This is a genomic window from Marivivens sp. ABH4_498 (genome assembly GCF_056160585.1).
The window spans coordinates 79,522-97,049 of the sequence record NZ_JBSWXL010000006.1 but is presented as its reverse complement, the minus strand read 5'-3'; the positions used below and the strand labels follow the sequence as shown (position 1 = coordinate 97,049).

General features: G+C 56.5%; 18 protein-coding genes. 7 read left to right on the top strand and 11 right to left on the bottom strand.

The window, feature by feature from the left end; genetic code table 11:
- The first annotated feature begins 89 nt into the window (after positions 1-89).
- Complete coding sequence (locus ACXAGA_RS13045; protein ID WP_475117918.1) at positions 90-1,196, top strand: THUMP domain-containing class I SAM-dependent RNA methyltransferase; 1,107 nt, start codon at positions 90-92, stop codon at positions 1,194-1,196.
- Here the strand turns inward: ACXAGA_RS13045 and arsH are convergent.
- Positions 1,193-1,879, bottom strand: coding sequence for an arsenical resistance protein ArsH (gene arsH, locus ACXAGA_RS13040; protein WP_475117983.1), 687 nt, complete (start codon positions 1,877-1,879; stop codon positions 1,193-1,195). The genes ACXAGA_RS13045 and arsH overlap by 4 nt on opposite strands.
- A 55-nt stretch (positions 1,880-1,934) precedes the next feature.
- A complete protein-coding gene (locus ACXAGA_RS13035) occupies positions 1,935-2,237 on the bottom strand; it encodes an ArsR/SmtB family transcription factor (RefSeq protein ID WP_475117917.1) in 303 nt (100 codons plus the stop codon).
- Between the two features lie 192 nt (positions 2,238-2,429).
- Between ACXAGA_RS13035 and ACXAGA_RS13030 the strand changes: the two genes are divergently transcribed.
- Together ACXAGA_RS13030 and ACXAGA_RS13025 are read left to right on the top strand one after the other, a co-directional pair.
- Complete coding sequence (locus ACXAGA_RS13030) at positions 2,430-4,622, top strand: NADP-dependent isocitrate dehydrogenase (protein WP_475117916.1); 2,193 nt, start codon at positions 2,430-2,432, stop codon at positions 4,620-4,622.
- A 62-nt stretch (positions 4,623-4,684) separates the two neighbouring features.
- Positions 4,685-5,269 carry a YdeI/OmpD-associated family protein gene (locus tag ACXAGA_RS13025; RefSeq protein WP_475117915.1) on the top strand — a complete coding sequence of 195 codons (585 nt, stop codon included), beginning with the start codon at positions 4,685-4,687 and terminating at the stop codon, positions 5,267-5,269.
- Here the strand turns inward: ACXAGA_RS13025 and ACXAGA_RS13020 are convergent.
- The 9 genes from ACXAGA_RS13020 to ACXAGA_RS12980 form a co-directional block, all read right to left on the bottom strand.
- The gene (locus ACXAGA_RS13020; RefSeq protein ID WP_475117914.1) at positions 5,266-5,757 is read right to left on the bottom strand and encodes a DUF2867 domain-containing protein; all 492 of its coding nucleotides are present in this window, start codon (positions 5,755-5,757) and stop codon (positions 5,266-5,268) included. The two genes, ACXAGA_RS13025 and ACXAGA_RS13020, sit on opposite strands and share 4 nt — an antisense overlap.
- 95 nt (positions 5,758-5,852) lie before the next feature.
- Entirely contained in the window at positions 5,853-6,836 is a 984-nt protein-coding gene (locus ACXAGA_RS13015; RefSeq protein ID WP_475117913.1) for an ABC transporter substrate-binding protein, read from the bottom strand.
- A 20-nt stretch (positions 6,837-6,856) separates the two neighbouring features.
- The gene (locus tag ACXAGA_RS13010) at positions 6,857-7,699 is read right to left on the bottom strand and encodes an ABC transporter permease (RefSeq protein WP_475117912.1); all 843 of its coding nucleotides are present in this window, start codon (positions 7,697-7,699) and stop codon (positions 6,857-6,859) included.
- Positions 7,696-8,646: an ABC transporter permease gene (locus tag ACXAGA_RS13005; RefSeq protein ID WP_475117911.1), complete on the bottom strand. Its 951-nt coding sequence runs from the start codon at positions 8,644-8,646 to the stop codon at positions 7,696-7,698. Before ACXAGA_RS13005 ends, ACXAGA_RS13010 begins: the two co-directional genes overlap by 4 nt.
- Complete coding sequence (locus ACXAGA_RS13000) at positions 8,643-8,894, bottom strand: hypothetical protein (protein WP_475117910.1); 252 nt, start codon at positions 8,892-8,894, stop codon at positions 8,643-8,645. Before ACXAGA_RS13000 ends, ACXAGA_RS13005 begins: the two co-directional genes overlap by 4 nt.
- Positions 8,887-9,660, bottom strand: a complete 774-nt coding sequence (locus ACXAGA_RS12995) for an ABC transporter ATP-binding protein (protein ID WP_475117909.1) — start codon at positions 9,658-9,660, stop codon at positions 8,887-8,889. The genes ACXAGA_RS13000 and ACXAGA_RS12995 overlap by 8 nt, the downstream gene beginning before the upstream one ends.
- The gene (hydA, locus tag ACXAGA_RS12990) at positions 9,661-11,115 is read right to left on the bottom strand and encodes a dihydropyrimidinase (RefSeq protein WP_475117908.1); all 1,455 of its coding nucleotides are present in this window, start codon (positions 11,113-11,115) and stop codon (positions 9,661-9,663) included.
- Between the two features lie 103 nt (positions 11,116-11,218).
- A complete protein-coding gene (locus ACXAGA_RS12985; protein ID WP_475117907.1) occupies positions 11,219-11,614 on the bottom strand; it encodes a tautomerase family protein in 396 nt (131 codons plus the stop codon).
- Positions 11,615-11,769: 155 nt separating this feature from the next.
- A complete protein-coding gene (locus tag ACXAGA_RS12980; RefSeq protein ID WP_475117906.1) occupies positions 11,770-13,023 on the bottom strand; it encodes a Zn-dependent hydrolase in 1,254 nt (417 codons plus the stop codon).
- Between the two features lie 291 nt (positions 13,024-13,314).
- On the opposite strand from ACXAGA_RS12980, the gene ACXAGA_RS12975 reads away from it, so the two are divergent.
- The 4 genes from ACXAGA_RS12975 to ACXAGA_RS12960 all read left to right on the top strand — a co-directional run bounded on the left by ACXAGA_RS12975 (position 13,315) and on the right by ACXAGA_RS12960 (position 17,483).
- Positions 13,315-13,974, top strand: a complete 660-nt coding sequence (locus ACXAGA_RS12975; protein WP_475117905.1) for a GntR family transcriptional regulator — start codon at positions 13,315-13,317, stop codon at positions 13,972-13,974.
- Positions 13,975-14,095: 121 nt separating this feature from the next.
- Positions 14,096-14,680 (top strand): ANTAR domain-containing response regulator, encoded by a 585-nt coding sequence (locus ACXAGA_RS12970; protein WP_475117904.1) that lies wholly within the window; start codon positions 14,096-14,098, stop codon positions 14,678-14,680.
- The gene (locus ACXAGA_RS12965; RefSeq protein ID WP_475117903.1) at positions 14,677-15,852 is read left to right on the top strand and encodes a CmpA/NrtA family ABC transporter substrate-binding protein; all 1,176 of its coding nucleotides are present in this window, start codon (positions 14,677-14,679) and stop codon (positions 15,850-15,852) included. Before ACXAGA_RS12970 ends, ACXAGA_RS12965 begins: the two co-directional genes overlap by 4 nt.
- 263 nt (positions 15,853-16,115) lie before the next feature.
- A complete protein-coding gene (locus tag ACXAGA_RS12960; protein WP_475117902.1) occupies positions 16,116-17,483 on the top strand; it encodes a CmpA/NrtA family ABC transporter substrate-binding protein in 1,368 nt (455 codons plus the stop codon).
- Positions 17,484-17,528 lie beyond the last annotated feature (45 nt).

Genomic DNA, 17,528 nt, shown 5'->3' with positions numbered 1-17,528 from the left:
ATGTTTTGATAATAAAGCCTATCAAACATTTCAACTTTATTAACGTTTCCCAATATGGCGCAGGGATGCATTTCGCGGTAGGTAGGCGCATGTCTGATCTAGAACTCTTCCTTTCCGTCGCCCCAGGGTTTGAAACGTCTCTTGCTGCCGAAGCGGCCCGCGCGGGGTTTGCCGTTTCAGGCACGTCCACTGGCGGCGTGACCGTACAGGGTGATTGGGCGGACGTTTGGCGCGCCAATCTGGTCTTGCGCGGCGCGGCGCGCGTTCTGGTTCGGATCGGATCATTCCGCGTGATGCATTTGGCACAACTGGACAAACGCGCCCGCAAATTCGCGTGGGGCGACACCCTGCGCAAAGACGTCCCGATCAAGGTTGATGTCACCTGCCGAAAATCGAAAATCTACCACGACAAAGCCGCCAAACAGCGCATCGAAACGGCCCTAACCGAAAGCTTTGGCGCGACGTTGTCACCAGATGCCGACATCACGCTAAAGGTGCGGATTGAGGATGACCTGTGCACCATTTCCTTGGATAGCTCGGGCGAAAGCCTGCACAAACGCGGCCACAAATCATTTGTGGGCAAAGCGCCGATGCGCGAAAATATGGCGGCGTTGTTTTTGGAACAGATGGGCTACGACGGGACGCAATCGGTTGTCGATCCGATGTGCGGCTCTGGCACTTTTGCGATCGAGGCCGCGCAGATCGCCGCAAACCTGTGGCCGGGGCGCGACCGCAGCTTTGCTTTTGAACAATTTGCATCTTTTGATCAGGCAGCATTCGACAAAATCCGTAGCGCAGCGCCCAGCGGAACACCGAACCAGATTTTCTATGGGTCCGACCGCGATGCTGGCGCGATCAAAGGCGCGCGCGAGAACGCCGCCCGTGCGGGCGTGGGCGATTGGGTCACATTCGAACACCACGCCGTCAGCGACCTGCCCCGCCCCGACGGCGCCCCCGGCATCGTTATCGTGAACCCGCCCTACGGCGCGCGGATCGGCAACAAAAAACTGCTGTATGCGGTCTACGGCGCGTTGGGCAAAACCCTGATGGATCGTTTTTCGGGATGGCGCGTGGGGATCATCACATCGGAACCCGCGCTGGCGAAAACCACTGGCCTGCCGTTTGAGGCAGAAAACCCGCCGATATCTCACGGCGGGCTACGCATTCAGCTGTGGCAAACGGGGCCGCTGCCTTAGGTATTGTTGACGCGTTTCATCAATTCCTCGGCGGTTTCAACGCGTTCGGAATAGCGATCAACCAAATGATCTTTGATATCGCGGGTGAGTAGAGTGAATTTCACCAGCTCCTCCATCACATCGACGATGCGGTCGTAATAGGCGGATGGTTTCATGCGATCATCGCTGTCGAATTCGTTCCACGCCTTGGCGACCGACGACTGGTTCGGGATCGTCAAACACCGCATCCAACGGCCCAGAATGCGCATCTGATTGACCGCGTTAAACGACTGGCTGCCGCCGCAGACCTGCATCACGGCCAGCGTTTTGCCTTGGGTCGGGCGAACCGCGCCATCCGACAACGGGATCCAATCGATCTGAGTTTTCATCAAACCCGTCATCGCGCCATGACGTTCGGGCGACGACCAGACCATGCCTTCGGACCATTTCACCAGATCGCGCAGTTCCTGAACCTTTGGATGGGACGCGTCCACGCCATCATCGACCAAAGGCAGACCAGAGGGATTGTAGATTTTCACCTCTGCCCCGAACCGTTCCAGAATGCGCGCGGCCTCTTGGGCGGATAGACGCGAAAAACTGCGGTCGCGCAGCGATCCGTATAGCACCAAAATCCGCGGAGCATGGGTGCTGCGTTCGGCGGGGAACAACGCGGTCGGGTCAATTGGGGTGAAACAGGTGTCTATCGGATCGGCCACGGCATCGTCCTATTTAGGTAAATCATTTAAAATCGGGTTGCGGTCACAGGCATCCGTCTGGCGCACCGCCGCAACAATCTTTCGTCAGGAAATCCAGCAATCCGCGCATCCCCTGCATGTCGGAAAAATAGCGGATCGCCCTGCCTTCGCGTTTATTGCGGATCAGGCCCGCGTTCAGCAGGATTGTCAGGTTGGCCGACAACGTATTCGCACGCAGGTCCAACGCATCACTGATTTGGCCCGCCAACATGCCCTGTTCGCCCGCGACGACCAGCAATCGAAACACGTCCAACCGCGTTTCTTGGCCCAATGCGGACAATGCCGCTAATGCTTCGCTCTTTTCCATACTTCAAATATTCTGGAAATATTGGATTCGTCAACGCAAAAGTCGGACATTTCGCCGCAAATTCGGTCGGTATACAATTGCACACATTGACTTGAGCGCGGGGTCCATTTATCCCGTGCGCAACGGTATAGGACGGTTGGCGTTCTATGCTAAATGCCCATCGCGCCAGCGACTAAAGCGGAGAAGCGACCCATGGCAAAGACGCCTGATATTATTTACACCATTGTTGACGAAGCCCCAGAATTGGCCAGCGGTTCCCTGCTGCCGATCATCCGTTCTTTTGCAAGTGCTGCGGACATTTCCGTAGACACCCGCAACATTTCGGTTGCAGCCCGCATCCTGTCGGCTTTCCCTGATTACCTGACCGAAGAACAACGCATTTCCGACGATCTGGCGGAATTGGGCGAACTGGTGAAAACGCCAGACGCGAACGTGATCAAACTGCCGAACATCTCGGCTTCGGTTCCTCAGCTGAACGCAGCGATTGCAGAACTGCAATCCCAAGGTTACGCGCTGCCGAACTACCCGTCGGAGCCAAAAACCGACGAAGAAAAAGACGTGCGCGCACGTTACGACGCGATCAAAGGTTCGGCTGTGAACCCTGTTCTGCGCGAAGGCAACTCTGACCGTCGTTCGGCCAAAGCTGTTAAAGAATACGCAAAAGCAAACCCTCATTCGATGGGTGAATGGACCGCAGACAGCAAAACCTGCGTTGCATCCATGCCAGGCAACGATTTCTTTGCGAACGAAGTATCTGCAACCATCACCGCAGCCCAAGCTGGCGGCGCAAAGATCACATTCACTGCTGAAGACGGCACCGAAACCGTTCTAAAGGACGGCCTAAAGTACGAAGAAGGCACGATCGTTGACGCGACCTATATGTCCGTTGCGACCCTGCGCGATTTCATCAAAGCCGAAATCGACAGCATGGAACCAGGCGTTCTGTTCTCGGTTCACATGAAAGCAACCATGATGAAGGTTTCGGACCCAATCATCTTTGGTCACTTTGTATCGGTCTACCTAGAAGACTTCATCGCGAAACACGGCGACAAACTGGCTGAACTGGGTTTCAACCCGAACGGCGGCATCGGCGATCTGGAAAAACTGATCGCAGGCGACGACGCCTTGAAAGCAGACCTGAAAGCCGCATTGGACGCACGTCCGCCAATGTACATGGTCGACAGCGACAAAGGCATCACCAACCTGCACGTACCATCGGACGTCATCATTGACGCATCCATGCCTGCCGTGATCCGCGCAGGCGGCATCGGTTGGGGCCCAGACGGCAAACCGGCTGACACCAAATGCTGTATCCCTGATAACTCTTATGCAGGCGTTTACGCGGAAACCATCAACTACTTCAAAGAAAACGGCAAACTGGACGTGACCACCTGTGGCGCAGTGTCCAACGTGGGCCTGATGGCGCAAAAAGCCGAAGAATACGGTTCGCACCCAACCACCTTTGAAATGCCAGCAGCGGGCACCGTGCGCATCGTTCTGGACAACGGCGACGTTCTACACGAACTGACCGTTGGCAAAGGCGACATCTGGCGTTCGGCAACTGTGAAACAGGCGCCGATCGAAGACTGGATTAAACTGGCGATCCGCCGTCACAAGGCAACCGGTACATCGGCATTCTGGCTAGATGCAAACCGCGCCCATGACGCAGAGCTGATCAAATACGTCGAACCAGCCCTGAAAGACGCAGGTTTGGACATCCCAATCCTGTCCCCAGAAAAAGCGACCCGCTTCACTCTGGAAAACATGGTTGAGGGCAAAGACGTTGTCACCATCACCGGTAACGTTCTGCGCGACTACCTGACCGACCTGTTCCCAATTCTGGAACTGGGCACCTCGGCGAAAATGCTGTCGATCGTATCCCTGATGCAGGGCGGCGGTCTGTTCGAAACCGGCGCTGGCGGTTCGGCACCAAAGCACGTTCAGCAGCTGGTCGAAGAAAACCACCTACGTTGGGACAGCCTTGGCGAATTCTGCGCGCTGGGTGAATCGTTCAACTTCCTTGCTGACAAAGGCATGGCAAAGGCTGGCGTATTCGGCGACGCAATCGAAGACGCGACCCAAAAGGTTCTGCTGAATGGCAATTCGCCTGAACGCAAAGTCGGCCAGAACGACAACCGTACCTCGCACTACTGGTTCGCACGTTACTGGGCAGAGGCACTGGCAGCACAAGATAAAGACGCTGATCTGGCGGCTCACTTTGCGCCAATCGCCAAAGACCTGGCTGACAAACAAGACACCATTCTGGCCGAACTGGCCGCTGGCGAAGGCAAACCAGTTGATCTGGGCGGCTACTACCACGCGGACCCAGCCAAGGTTGCAGCAGTGATGCGCCCATCGGCCACGCTGAACGCTATCATCGGCTAATCAGTCTGATATTGAATGAATTCGGGCGGGGACTTTCCCCGCCCTTTTTCGTATGGTGACACATGGCACAACCGAACCCTGACTTAGATTTCTATTTCGACAAAACCGGCCCATGGCAGGACATCCATCGCCGTTTGCGCGGCATGGCATTGGAATTGGACGTCACCGAAGAAAAAAAATGGTGGCAGCCGTGCTATGCCGTGGATGGCAAAAACACCTTCATCATCAGCGCGTTCAAAGATTTCGCTACTGTGAATTTTTTCAAAGGGATCATCATGGATGACCCCAACGGGCTGTTGGTCAAACAGGGTGAAAACGGGCACGCGGGCCGCGTAGTGAAACTGTCATCGATGGATGATCTGGATGCGAACGCCGACGCCATCGCCGCCCTGATGGCCGAAGCTGTGCGTGTCGAACGCGCCGCCATCCCCCTGCCCCCCGCGCCCGAACGCGACATGCCCGACGAACTGGCCCAAGCTTTGGACGCAGACCCCGAATTGGCCGAAGCGTTCCACGCCCTAACCCCGGGCCGTCAGCGCAGCTGGTTCCTGCACGTCGCAGGCGCGAAACAGGTGCAGACCCGTTTCAACCGCATCGAAAAGGCCCGCCCAGCCATTATCGCGGGCAAAGGCCTGAACGAACGTTAGGCCATTGCCTTTTGCAGACGGTTTAACATGGCGCGCACGATCAATTTGTGCGCGGGTGCGACGGGGATCATGTACAAACGCCCAAACGCGTTATGCGTCCGCACCGAAGACGTGATTGTCAGGCGGCGATCCTGCACGGAAATGCAGGTCATCACATCCAAATGCCGATCCCGTTCCGTCAGCAACATAACCTGATCGTCGATGTATTCGACCAGAAAGAAATCAAGCTTTTCACCCACCTGAACCTGTTCGACCGCGCGCCGTTCAAACCCGCCGATCTGTTTCACACCGAACAGTGCGGAAACCTTATCGCGGATCAAAAACGCGGTTTTCAAAAAAGGCAGCGGTTTTGCCATCATCAAATTCCACGCCTCTAGCGGCGTGATATCGCGCGGCAGATCAACGGACTGCGGACAATAGAATGAAAGTTCGGATTGAGGGGCAAGGATACGGGCATTTGACCCGTCCACTGGGAAACTGCTGTACATAACAACCACCTTTATTTTGCGTGGTCACCATGTGCCTTTGCAACCCTCGGATGCAAGCAAAATCGGGGGACGCAATCCGCCCCCCGACAGGTGTTTTACTGCAGAGCTTCGTCGGTGATCGCATGGGTCCATGCGCCGACAGGCTCCATCGTGATGACGGGGTCCGAACCGCCCGCCAGCAGCGTGGCAACGGTGCGTTCATAGTCCGCAATATCCAGCGCACCGTCCGACCCCGCGGTCAGTTTGGCAACTTCGCCCATCATATAGATCTGATGTTCTTCGGTCTGGGCGCCGGTTTCGTCGTAATCCAGAACGATCATGGCCGCTTCTTCTGGGTTTTCTTCTGCCCATTTCCAACCTGCCATCGATGCGCGGACAAAACGGACCATTTTATCGGAGAACTCTGGATCAGCCAGATTTTCCTCTAGCACGTATAGGCCATCCTCTAGGGTGGATACGCCTTCGTCTTCGTATTTAAAGGTGACCAGTTCATCAGGGGACACGCCTGCCTCTAGCACCTGACCGAATTCGTTATAGGTCATGGTCGAAATGCATTCGGCCTGACGCTGCAACAGCGGATCAACGTTAAATCCCTGTTTCAAAACGGTAATACCGTCTTCGCCGCCAGCGGTGGAAATGCCTTCTTGGCTCATCCATGACAGGAACGGATATTCGTTGCCAAAGAACCAAACGCCGATGGTTTTACCAACGAAATCGGCGGGGCCGGTAATTCCGCTGTCTTTCCAGCAGGTCAGCATCAGGCCCGACGATTTATACGGCTGCGCGATGTTCACGATCGGCAGGCCTTTTTCACGGGCCGCCAGCGCCGATGGCAGCCAATCGACCATCACGTCAGCGCCGCCGCCAGCCAGTACTTGACCCGGTGCAATGTCAGGGCCGCCCGCTAGGATCGTTACGTTCAGATCTTCGGCTTCGTACAGGCCCTGATCCAGCGCGACATAGTAGCCCGCGAACTGCGCTTGGGTCACCCATTTCAATTGCAGGGTCAGATCATCCGCCGCAAAGGCCGAGGTCGCCGTTGTCAGCGCCGCAGCAGCGGCCATCATGTATGTTTTCATTGGTATCTCCTTGTTGGTAATTATTTTCGTTGACTGGGGTGCCAAAAGGTCAGCCCCTTTTCGATGGTTGCGATTAGCCCGTAAAATAGGCTGCCCGCGATGGCAGCGACGACGATCTCGGCCCAGACCATGTCCAGCGCCAATTGCCCGACCGAGGTCGAAATTCGAAAACCCATGCCGCGCACGGGCGATCCGAAAAATTCGGCAACGATGGCACCAATCAACGCCAAAGTCGTCGCGATTTTCAGACCATTAAACATAAACGGCAGCGCGGCAGGCAGGCGCAGTTTGAACAGCGTTTGCATGTACGTCGCGCCATAGGTCCGCATCAGATCGCGCTGCATGACGGACGTGTCGCGCAGCCCTGCGACCGTGTTCACCAGCATCGGGAAAAACACCATGACCACGACCACCGCCGCCTTTGATTGCCAATCAAACCCGAACCACATCACCAAAACCGGCGCGGTGCCGACAATGGGCAGAGCCGCCACGAAATTCCCAACAGGCAGCAATCCACGGCGCAGGAAATCATACCGATCCACGATCACAGCCACGACAACAGCCGAAGCACAGCCGATGATATATCCCGACAGCGCGCCCTTTAGGAATGTCTGGACGAAATCGCCCCATAGGACATCCGTTGTGCTGGTCAGGGTCGCCCAGATGACCGATGGTGCGGGCAGGATAACGGCGGAAATGTCATAGCCGCGCACCAGTATTTCCCAGATTGCCAACAGGGTGACGCCGAAAATGACGGGCACAGCGAACCGTGCGGCGGCGGTATTGGCGCCTTTTGACCGTGCGATCATCACATTCAGGCCCCAGCCCGCCGCCCATACGATCAGCGCATAAATCAGGGTCATTGTAGCACCCCCATGCGTTTCAACGTGCGGGTTTCGATCCAGCTAATGATCGCGACCAGAACCGCCGCCAATGCCGCTGCAAAGAACAGCGCCGCCCAGATTTGATCGGTCTGCCCATAGTACGACCCGCCCAACATCCGCGCGCCCAATCCGCCGCGCTGCACAGGCAATTCGCCCACAATCGCGCCCACCAAAGACGCCGCGATCCCGACCTTTAGCGATGTGAACAGATACGGCACGGACGACGGCAGACGCAGCTTCCAGAACGCGTCGGATTTACTGGCGTTATAGGTGCGCAGCAGATCGGTTTGCATGGCGTCAGGGCTGCGCAATCCTTTGACCATGCCGACAACGACAGGAAAGAATGACAGATAGGCGCTGATCACGGCCTTTGGGATCAGGCCCTGCACACCGATAGAATACAGCACCACGATGATCATCGGGGCCAGCGCAACAATCGGAATGGTCTGGCTGACAATCGCCCACGGCATCACCGACATATCCATCGTCCGGCTATGCACGATCCCAATGGCCAGCAATACGCCCAGACCCGACCCGATCAGGAAACCGACGACCGTCGCGCCCAAGGTGACGCCGCCATGATAGATCAGAGACCTGTTCGACAGGCTGCCCGATTTCACGATCCCGCGGCGGCCATGGACCTCTTCGTTCCACGTGCTGTCCCAGAGTTCGACCGCGACCTGATGCGGTGCGGGTAGACGCGCGCGATCCACGGACCAGCTACCGCCCAAAGTGTCCAAGTTCTGAGCCATCAGCGCGAAACGCCCGACCTGTGCCCGATCGCGGGCATTATCGGGGGTCACAACCGCCCCTGCCCGTTCTGCCGCCGTCAGCGTTTCCTGCACGTTCATTGGAATGCAGGCCACGTACCAAAGGGCAAAGATCGCGCATACGACGGTTATAATGGGAACAATCCGCTGTTTCATGCCGCGCCCTTTTCCTGCGAACGCGCACGGACAAATGCCCGCCCATTTACAATCGTGGCGATGAACCAAATTGCTGCGGGCAGCCATTGCTGCGACATGGCCCAATATAAACACAACCCAACTGACAGTACGGCAGCGACAAGGCTCCATGTTGGAGTGTTCCGTGGATATCGGGCGCGCCTTTCCGCGTTCTTTGCCTCTTTGCGGGTCGCTTGTTGCGCAAAACGGATGGCTGGATCGTTAGTCATCTACATGCCCCGCACGCAGGCCTTCGCGGACGCGATGGGCGATTTCGATGAATTCGGCGCTGTCACGGATGTTCAACGGCCGTTCGCGCGGCAGGGTCGATTCAATCACATCCGTGATCCGCCCAGGGCGCGGCGACATGACCACGATTTTGGTCGATAGATACACGGCCTCTGGGATGGAATGGGTGACAAAGCCGATGGTTTTGCCTGTGCGATCCCACAGCTTCAGCAGCTCTTCGTTCAGTTTGTCGCGCACGATTTCATCCAACGCGCCAAAGGGTTCATCCATCAGCAGGATATCCGCATCAAACGACAGCGCCCGCGCGATTGATGCGCGTTGCTGCATCCCGCCCGACAATTGCCACGGGAATTTCTTTTCAAACCCCGACAAATCCACCAGATCCAGCGTTTTTGCGACGCGTTTGGATTGTTCGTCTTTGCTGAATCCCATGATTTCCAGCGGCAGGCGAATGTTGCCGCCAATGGTACGCCACGGGTACAGACCAGCGGCCTGAAACACGTACCCATAGGCACGGGATTTTCGGGCCTCGTCCGGCGTCATGCCATTCACGGTCAGCGTGCCGCCTGTGGGCGTTTCCAGCCCCGCGATACACCGCAAAAACGTGGTTTTGCCGCAGCCAGACGGGCCGATGAACGACACAAAATCGCCCTTGTCGATGGTCAGGTTCACATCGCGCAACGCCTGCACCGGACCATCGTTGGTCTGGAACGTCAGATCGAGCCCTTGGGCCTGTATGACCGTCATTTACACACCCGTCGCAGGAATGCCCGACCGCTGAACGGGACGCGGCGAAGTCAATTCTTTCCACGTCGACAGCGCCTTGTTCACGGCTGTATTGGGTTCGCGTTTGACAAATTTACCATGGCCTTCTTGGGTACGGATTTCACCATCGTAAACCGCGACTTGCCCGCGTGTCAGGGTGAACCGCGGCAGGCCTTTGACCTTGTGACCTTCGAACACGTTGTAATCGATGGCCGACTGTTGGATCGCCGCCGAAATGGTTTTTTCCTTGTTCGGGTCCAGCACGACCAGATCGGCATCAGCGCCCACCAGAACCGCGCCTTTGCGTGGGTAGCAATTCAAAATTTTCGCGATATTGGTTGAGGTTACGGCGACAAATTCATTCGGCGTAAGGCGCCCTGTCTCCACGCCATGCGTCCATAGCATCGGCATACGATCCTCTAGCCCGCCTGTACCGTTAGGGATTTTCGTGAAATCACCGACACCATATCGTTTCTGATCCGTGGTGAACGCGCAGTGGTCAGTTGCCACGACCGACAATGACCCCGACATCAAACCCGCCCACAGGCTGTCCTGATGTTTTTTGTTGCGGAACGGCGGAGACATGACGCGCCGCGCGGCATGATCCCAATCTGCGTTGAAATATTCGGTTTCGTCCAGCGTCAGGTGCTGGATCAGCGGTTCGCCCCAGACGCGTTTGCCGTTTTGGCGGGCACGGCGGATCGCCTCGTGCGCCTCTTCGCAGGATGTGTGAACCACATACAAAGGCACGCCAGCCATGTCGGCGATCATGATCGCGCGGTTGGTGGCCTCGCCTTCGACTTGGGACGGACGGGAATAGGCGTGCGCTTCGGGGCCTGTGTTTCCTTCGGCCAGCAGTTTGGCGGACAGTTCGGCAACCACATCGCCGTTTTCTGCGTGCACCATCGCGATGCCGCCCAATTCAGCCAGACGTTGGAACGACGCGTACATTTCATCGTCGTTCACCATCAACGCGCCTTTGTAGGCCATGAAATGTTTGAACGTGTTGATCCCGCGGTCGCGGACCACGGATTCCATTTCGTTGAACACCTGTTCACCCCACCACGTCACTGCCATGTGAAACGAATAATCACAGTTGGCGCGGGTGGATTTGTTGTCCCACATCTGCAGCGCGTCATGCAGGCCCTGACCGGGGCTGGGAAGCGCGAAATCAACGACCATCGTGGTGCCGCCCGCCAGCGCCGCGCGGGTGCCAGATTCAAAATCATCCGCCGAATAGGTGCCCATAAACGGCATTTCCAAATGGGTGTGCGGATCAATACCGCCCGGCATGACGTAACAGCCCGTCGCATCCAGCGTTTCATCGCCCGACAGGTTCGGCCCGATTTCGGTGATCACGCCATTTTCGACCAGAACGTCGGCTTTGTAGGTCAGGTCAGCGGTTACAACTGTGCCGCCTTTGATCACGGTGGTCATAGCGTGGGCTCCTTTGGGGTATTTGAAATAGAAAAAGCCGCCCGCGCTGACATGTGGCCAGACGCGTGAGCGGCTAAAATTTTGATCGGTTGGATTGGGCCGGTTAGCCCAATTCGCCGGTGATGTACTGGGCGCGACCGAAACCAAAGCTCCAGTCCGCTTGCGTGTTTTCGAACAGCGCGATCATCAGGTTTTTGGGGTCCAGCCCCGTCGCAGCCTGAAGTTTCGACGCTAGAATGTCGTAGAATTTGTGTTTCTGTTCCTCGGGCCGCGTGCTGGTAAAGATATGCACCAGAACCGCGCTGTCGTCCCGTTCGAACCCCAGCCCCGTGTCCTGCAAGATCATGTGGCCTTTCTTGTGCTCGTTCACGATCTGATAGCGGTCGCGCTGCGGCACACCAAAGGCTTCGACGACGGCTTCGTGGGCTGTGTCCAGAAACAGTTGCAGCTCTTCGTCGTTGCGGCTGCCTTCGGTGATGTGAAAGTTCAATAGCGGCATAATTTTGCCCCCCATAATCATTTGCGTCTTGCGCAATCAGGCCGGATGCCTGCTGCACAATTGCAATATAGGGTGCTGCATTTTCGAAACGTAGGCGCAAAAATGCAAAACAACTTTGCATTGGGCCCTGACGTTCCGAACATGACATATGCGTCTTAACCTTCGACAATCTGGGCACTTTCCAAAACGGCATGCAGCAGAACATCGGTGCCTGCTTTGGCCCAGTCCTGACTGATCTCTTCGGCCTCGTTATGGGACAGACCATCAACGCAGGGGCACATAACCATGGTCGCGGGCGCGACTTTGGCCGCCCAACAGGCGTCATGGCCCGCGCCTGAAATCAGGTTCATATGACTATAGCCCAACCGTTCGGCCGCGTTGCGCACGTTGGTGACCAATTCGGGGGTAAAGGTGACAGGATCGAAATGACCCACCGCTTCGACCGAACAGCCGACACCGATTTCGGCGCAGATGTCGGCGGCGCGCGTTTCAATCTCGGCCCGCATACTGTCTAGTTTGTCCTGATTGGGCGACCGAATATCGACCGTGAACACCACAGTCCCCGGCAGCACGTTGCGCGAATTAGGGCTGAATTTCATCTGGCCGACCCCGCCCACCGCATCGGGGGCGTTTTTCATGGCGACTTCTTGGACCATTTCCATGATCCGCGCGGTGGCCAGACCTGCGTTCACCCGCAGAGGCATAGGGGTCGATCCTGTGTGCGCCTCTTTGCCTGTTAGGGTGAATTCCAACCACCATAGGCCCTGACAATGGGTGACTACGCCGATGTCTTTGCCCTCGGCCTCTAGGATCGGGCCCTGTTCGATGTGCAATTCGTAATAGGCGTGCATTTTGCGCGCGCCGACTTCTTCTTCGCCTTTCCAGCCGATGCGCACCAATTCGTCGCCAAACCGTTTGCCGTCCAGATCGGTGCGGTCATAGGCGTAATCCTGATCCAACACGCCCGCAAACACGCCCGAGGCCAACATCGCAGGGGCAAAACGCGCGCCTTCTTCGTTCGTCCAGTTGACGACCACGATGGGATGTTTGGTTTTGATATCCATGTCGTTCATGGTGCGCACGGCCTCTAACGCGCCAAGAACCCCCAGAACCCCGTCGTATTTGCCGCCCGTCGGCTGCGTATCCAGATGCGATCCGACATAAATCGGCAGTGCGTCAGGGTCTGTGCCCGCGCGGGTCATGAACATATTGCCCATGGTATCGACACCCATGGTCATGCCTGCGTCTTCGCACCATTTTTGGAACAATGCGCGGCCTTCGGCGTCTTCGTCCGTTAGGGTCTGGCGATTACATCCACCTGCAATGCCCGGCCCGATCTGGGCCATCTCCATCAGGCTTTCCCACAGCCGGTCTGAATTGACCGTTAAATTCGCGCTAAGGGCTGGCATAAATATCTCCTGTTCGGACGTGTCATTCAGTGTTTGACCAAAGGATCAAATAAACGCTACCGCACCCGCATCTGCGGTCAAAGAAATGCGCGTCATTTCGGTTTAATCGCCCATTGGGTCTGCAAACTGCGTCATTATTTAATCAGGTTGCACAAAAACTATGCGACCGCGCAACATTTTGTTTTCGCCCTACCCCAGCAAAGCACGCGGCATAGGACCCGATTTGGTTGCGACGCCAGCCCAAGAATGCCAAACACGGGCCCATCCAAAGCCCCAATTTTCGGACCCCACATGCAAGACAGCACCAAACTGACGCGCGCCAGCCGCGTTTCGCAAGAATTGAAAGAGGCGATCTTGCGCGGTGATTTCGAACCCGGGTCGAAAATCAACCTAGAAGAGGCGCGCCACATCTTTGACGTTTCGCTGTCCCCCATGCGCGAAGCCATGTCGCGATTGGTGAACGAAGGGCTGATTACGTTCGAGGATCAGCGCGGCTATCGCATCGCACCCGTATCAGCGGCGAACCTGATCGAAATCACGTCTCTGGTCGCATCGATTTCCACTTTGGCGGTGTCCCATGCGATGACCCACAGCGATCTGGAATGGGAAAGCAATATTTTGGCGGCCTTTCACAGGCTTAGACGATCAGCGGAACAAGACAAAAACGACTGGGACAACGCCTATCTGGCGTTTTTGGAAACTTTGGTTCAGGGCTGCAAGATGCCGACACTGATCGGGTTTTGGCGGATATTGAACAACCAGAATGACCGTTATCGCCGCATGGCCCGCAAGGCAGGTCTGCCACCCAGCGCATCCACCATCGACGCATGCAAAGCAATCGCTGATGCCGCCGTTTCAGGAAATACCGACCGAACGACCGCTCTGCTGCGCCAACAAATCGAAGTCGCAGGCGAACGCTTTCTAACCGCGCTTGACGGGGCGCTGAAATAATCGCCACAAAAACAGTCAACATGCACAAAATTTAATCGGCACTGTGAAAATAGTAGTGAAAACAACCGCGCCTCGCGCACGCGCGATAGATTAGAATCCAAACTGGGCGCACACAGGCGCCATGACCAACCGCCTTTCCATTGTCGTTGTTGAACCTGATCGCGACCGCGCCGAACTGATCGCCGCGAGCCTTGCGCATGCGGGCGACTACAACATTCATATTGTTGCCGAATCCAGCCGTCTGGCGCGCACCATCGCGGAATATAACCCCGATGTTGTGCTGATCGACGTGGCCAGCCCGTCCCGCGACGCGCTAGAGGAATTGGCATTAGCCTCTGGTCCGATGGATCGCCCCGTCGCGATGTTCGTCGATCAAAGCGACGATGGACTGACCAAAGCCGCGATCGAAGCAGGGCTAAGCGCTTATGTGGTCAACGGTCTGCGTGCGGATCGCCTGAAACCCGTTCTGGATGCCGCCATCACACGGTTCCACATGTTCCAAAACATGCGCAAAGAACTGGCCGCGACCAAAAAGGCGTTAGAAGAACGCAAGGTCATCGACCGCGCCAAAGGGATTTTGATGAAAGCCCGCGGTCTGGACGAAGATGCCGCCTATGCGTTGCTGCGCAAAACCGCGATGGACCAAGGAAGCAAGGTTGTTGATGTGGCCCAAGCACTGGTAACGGCTGCGGGGTTGCTGTCATGAATGGAATTGATCTGAACGTCGGCTTTATGGCTCTGGTCGACAGCGCGCCCATTATTGTCGCGCAGGAACTGGGTTTTGCAAAACAAGAAGGTTTAAACCTTTCACTGGAAAAAGCGCCATCATGGTCCACTTTGCGCGATATGCTGGCTCTTGGCCGGATCGAGGCCGCGCATATGCTGGCCCCTGTGCCCATTGCCACATCCATGGGGCTAAGCGGCGGTATCAAATTTGATGCGCTGTCCGTTTTATCGGTGAACGGCACTGTCATTGGTGTCTCTACCGACCTTGCCCAGCGTATGCGCGACAACGGATATCTGTTCGATTTCACCGATGCGGAAAATGCGGGGCGCGCTCTGATCGCGGCGGCCACAGGCAAATTGCGTCTGGGGGTTCCGTTCCCGTTTTCGATGCACGCCGAACTACTGTATTATTGGCTGAACGCGCTTGGCCTGCCTGCACCGCAATCGGTCGAAATCCATACCGTCCCGCCTGCCCTCATGGCCGAGGCTATCGCGAACGGCGAAATCGATGCGTTCTGCGTGGGCGAGCCATGGGGATCAATTGCCGTCGACAATGGCGTTGGCGAATTGTTGATCCCAGGCGCCGCCATCTGGGGCTTTGCCCCTGAAAAGGTGTTAGCCGCGCGTCATGATTGGGTCGAATCCGAACCCGAACTGTCCAAACGCCTGATACGTGCCGTGTGGCGTGCAGGCCGCTGGCTGGATCAACCTGAAAACCACATGACCGCGTCAGAAATCCTTGCGCGTCCAGAATATGTGAATGTCCCCGCAGACGTCATTGATCGCGCCTTATCTGGTCAAATCGTTATCAATGGCCGCGGCGAAGAACGGCATCGAGATGATTTTGTTGTGTTCCATCGTGGCGCAGCAGGGTTCCCATGGGCATCACAATGCGCATGGATCGCAACTCAATTGGCGTCGCGCCTGGGCCTGGACCGTAAATCCGCCGGATCCAGCACACGCATGATTTTCCGCAGCGACCTATATCGGTCGGCACTTGCCGCAGAAACGGCCGACCTACCTTCGGCATCGTCGAAAGTCGAAGGCCTGTTGGATAGCCGCACGCCTGTGTCATCGGAATCGGGCAAACTGTACCTAGAGCCCGGAGCGTTTTTCGATCGCCGCTTTTTTGACCCTGAAAAGGTCAGTTGATTAAAAAATAGGCACACGCCCAGATGCACTTGCCGCAAGGCAGCATTAACGACGGTTAACCAATCGACAGCGTCAAAAGTATAGGCCAACGTCGACTCAGGGTAGCAATGGCGCCACCCAACATTCGATTTCTCCCAGCGCTTAGGGAGATAGAGCAAAGCCGCTCGACCTGCTGCGAACCTCCTCCCTCGCAGTTTACGGTCAGCGGCTTTTTGCGTCTTAAAACCCCAAAAATGGGGCACAAACAAAGGAACGACAGGGACATGAAACGGCTATCTGCCATTCTTACAGCGACCACGCTGCTTACCACTCCGGCCTTTGCCGAAATGCTGGAACTGGAAAAAGACGAACTGACTTTCGGTTTTATTAAACTGACCGACATGGCCCCATTGGCCGTTGCATACGAACAAGGCTACTTCTTTGACGAAGGCCTGTTTGTCACACTGGAAGCCCAAGCAAACTGGAAAGTTCTGCTGGACGGCGTGATCGACGGCACATTGGACGGCGCGCACATGCTGGCAGGTCAGCCTCTGGCTGCGACCATCGGCTACGGTACCGAAGCCCACATCGTGACCCCATTTTCGATGGACCTGAACGGTAACGGCATCACCGTATCGAACGAAGTATGGGACATGATGCGCCCACACATCCCATCGATGGATGACGGTCGCCCACAGCACCCAATTTCGGCCGAAGCGCTGCAGCCTGTGATCGAACAGTTCAACGCTGACGGCAAACCGTTCAACATGGGCATGGTTTTCCCTGTGTCGACCCACAACTACGAACTGCGCTACTGGTTGGCGTCGGGCGGCATCAACCCAGGTTTCTATTCGCCAGAAGACGTAACCGGCCAGATCGCTGCTGACGTATTCCTGTCGGTGACCCCTCCTCCGCAAATGCCAGCAACGCTGGAAGCAGGCACCATCAACGGTTACTGCGTGGGTGAACCATGGAACCAGCAGGCCGTTATCAAAGGCATCGGCGTTCCTGTGATCACCGACTACGAAATCTGGAAAAACAACCCAGAGAAAGTATTCGGCCTGAACGCGTCGTTCGTCGAAGAAAACCCGAACACCACGCTGGCAGTGACCAAAGCGCTGATCCGCGCAGCGATGTGGCTGGATGAAAACGACAACGCAAACCGCGTTGAAGCTGTGAACATCCTGTCCAAGCCTGAATACGTAGGTGCAGACGCTGACGTTATCGACAACTCGATGACTGGTACGTTCGAATACGAACCAGGCGACGTTCGTGACGTTCCTGATTTCAACGTGTTCTTCCGTTACTATGCGAACTACCCATACTATTCGGACGCTGTTTGGTACCTGACCCAGATGCGCCGTTGGGGCCAGATCGCCGAAGATCAGCCTGATAGCTGGTACGACGAAGTCGCACAGTCGGTTTACAAGCCAGAAATCTACCTAGAAGCCGCCCGCATGTTGGTGGACGAAGGTCTGGCAAACGAAGCTGATTTCCCATGGGACAGCGACGGTTACCGTGAACCGACCCCTGCAGCCGACATCATCGATGGTGTTCCATACGACGGCCGCACCCCGAACGCTTACATCGACAGCCTGTCCATTGGTCTAAAGACCGGCCAGACCGTCGTTGGCAACGAAATCCAAGGTTAATCAAACACTTGCTGGGCGACCCTCGGGTCGCCCACATCAGCCCCT

Bases quoted from the DNA above. Each gene is read 5' to 3' on its own strand.
- ACXAGA_RS13045 (WP_475117918.1), top strand. From the start codon at position 90: ATGTCTGATCTAGAACTCTTCCTTTCCGTCGCCCCAGGGTTTGAAACG.
- ACXAGA_RS13035 (WP_475117917.1), bottom strand. From the start codon at position 2,237: ATGGAAAAGAGCGAAGCATTAGCGGCATTGTCCGCATTGGGCCAAGAA.
- ACXAGA_RS13030 (WP_475117916.1), top strand. From the start codon at position 2,430: ATGGCAAAGACGCCTGATATTATTTACACCATTGTTGACGAAGCCCCA.
- ACXAGA_RS13025 (WP_475117915.1), top strand. From the start codon at position 4,685: ATGGCACAACCGAACCCTGACTTAGATTTCTATTTCGACAAAACCGGC.
- ACXAGA_RS13020 (WP_475117914.1), bottom strand. From the start codon at position 5,757: ATGTACAGCAGTTTCCCAGTGGACGGGTCAAATGCCCGTATCCTTGCC.
- ACXAGA_RS13015 (WP_475117913.1), bottom strand. From the start codon at position 6,836: ATGAAAACATACATGATGGCCGCTGCTGCGGCGCTGACAACGGCGACC.
- ACXAGA_RS13010 (WP_475117912.1), bottom strand. From the start codon at position 7,699: ATGACCCTGATTTATGCGCTGATCGTATGGGCGGCGGGCTGGGGCCTG.
- ACXAGA_RS13005 (WP_475117911.1), bottom strand. From the start codon at position 8,646: ATGAAACAGCGGATTGTTCCCATTATAACCGTCGTATGCGCGATCTTT.
- ACXAGA_RS13000 (WP_475117910.1), bottom strand. From the start codon at position 8,894: ATGACTAACGATCCAGCCATCCGTTTTGCGCAACAAGCGACCCGCAAA.
- ACXAGA_RS12995 (WP_475117909.1), bottom strand. From the start codon at position 9,660: ATGACGGTCATACAGGCCCAAGGGCTCGATCTGACGTTCCAGACCAAC.
- hydA (WP_475117908.1), bottom strand. From the start codon at position 11,115: ATGACCACCGTGATCAAAGGCGGCACAGTTGTAACCGCTGACCTGACC.
- ACXAGA_RS12985 (WP_475117907.1), bottom strand. From the start codon at position 11,614: ATGCCGCTATTGAACTTTCACATCACCGAAGGCAGCCGCAACGACGAA.
- ACXAGA_RS12980 (WP_475117906.1), bottom strand. From the start codon at position 13,023: ATGCCAGCCCTTAGCGCGAATTTAACGGTCAATTCAGACCGGCTGTGG.
- ACXAGA_RS12975 (WP_475117905.1), top strand. From the start codon at position 13,315: ATGCAAGACAGCACCAAACTGACGCGCGCCAGCCGCGTTTCGCAAGAA.
- ACXAGA_RS12970 (WP_475117904.1), top strand. From the start codon at position 14,096: ATGACCAACCGCCTTTCCATTGTCGTTGTTGAACCTGATCGCGACCGC.
- ACXAGA_RS12965 (WP_475117903.1), top strand. From the start codon at position 14,677: ATGAATGGAATTGATCTGAACGTCGGCTTTATGGCTCTGGTCGACAGC.
- ACXAGA_RS12960 (WP_475117902.1), top strand. From the start codon at position 16,116: ATGAAACGGCTATCTGCCATTCTTACAGCGACCACGCTGCTTACCACT.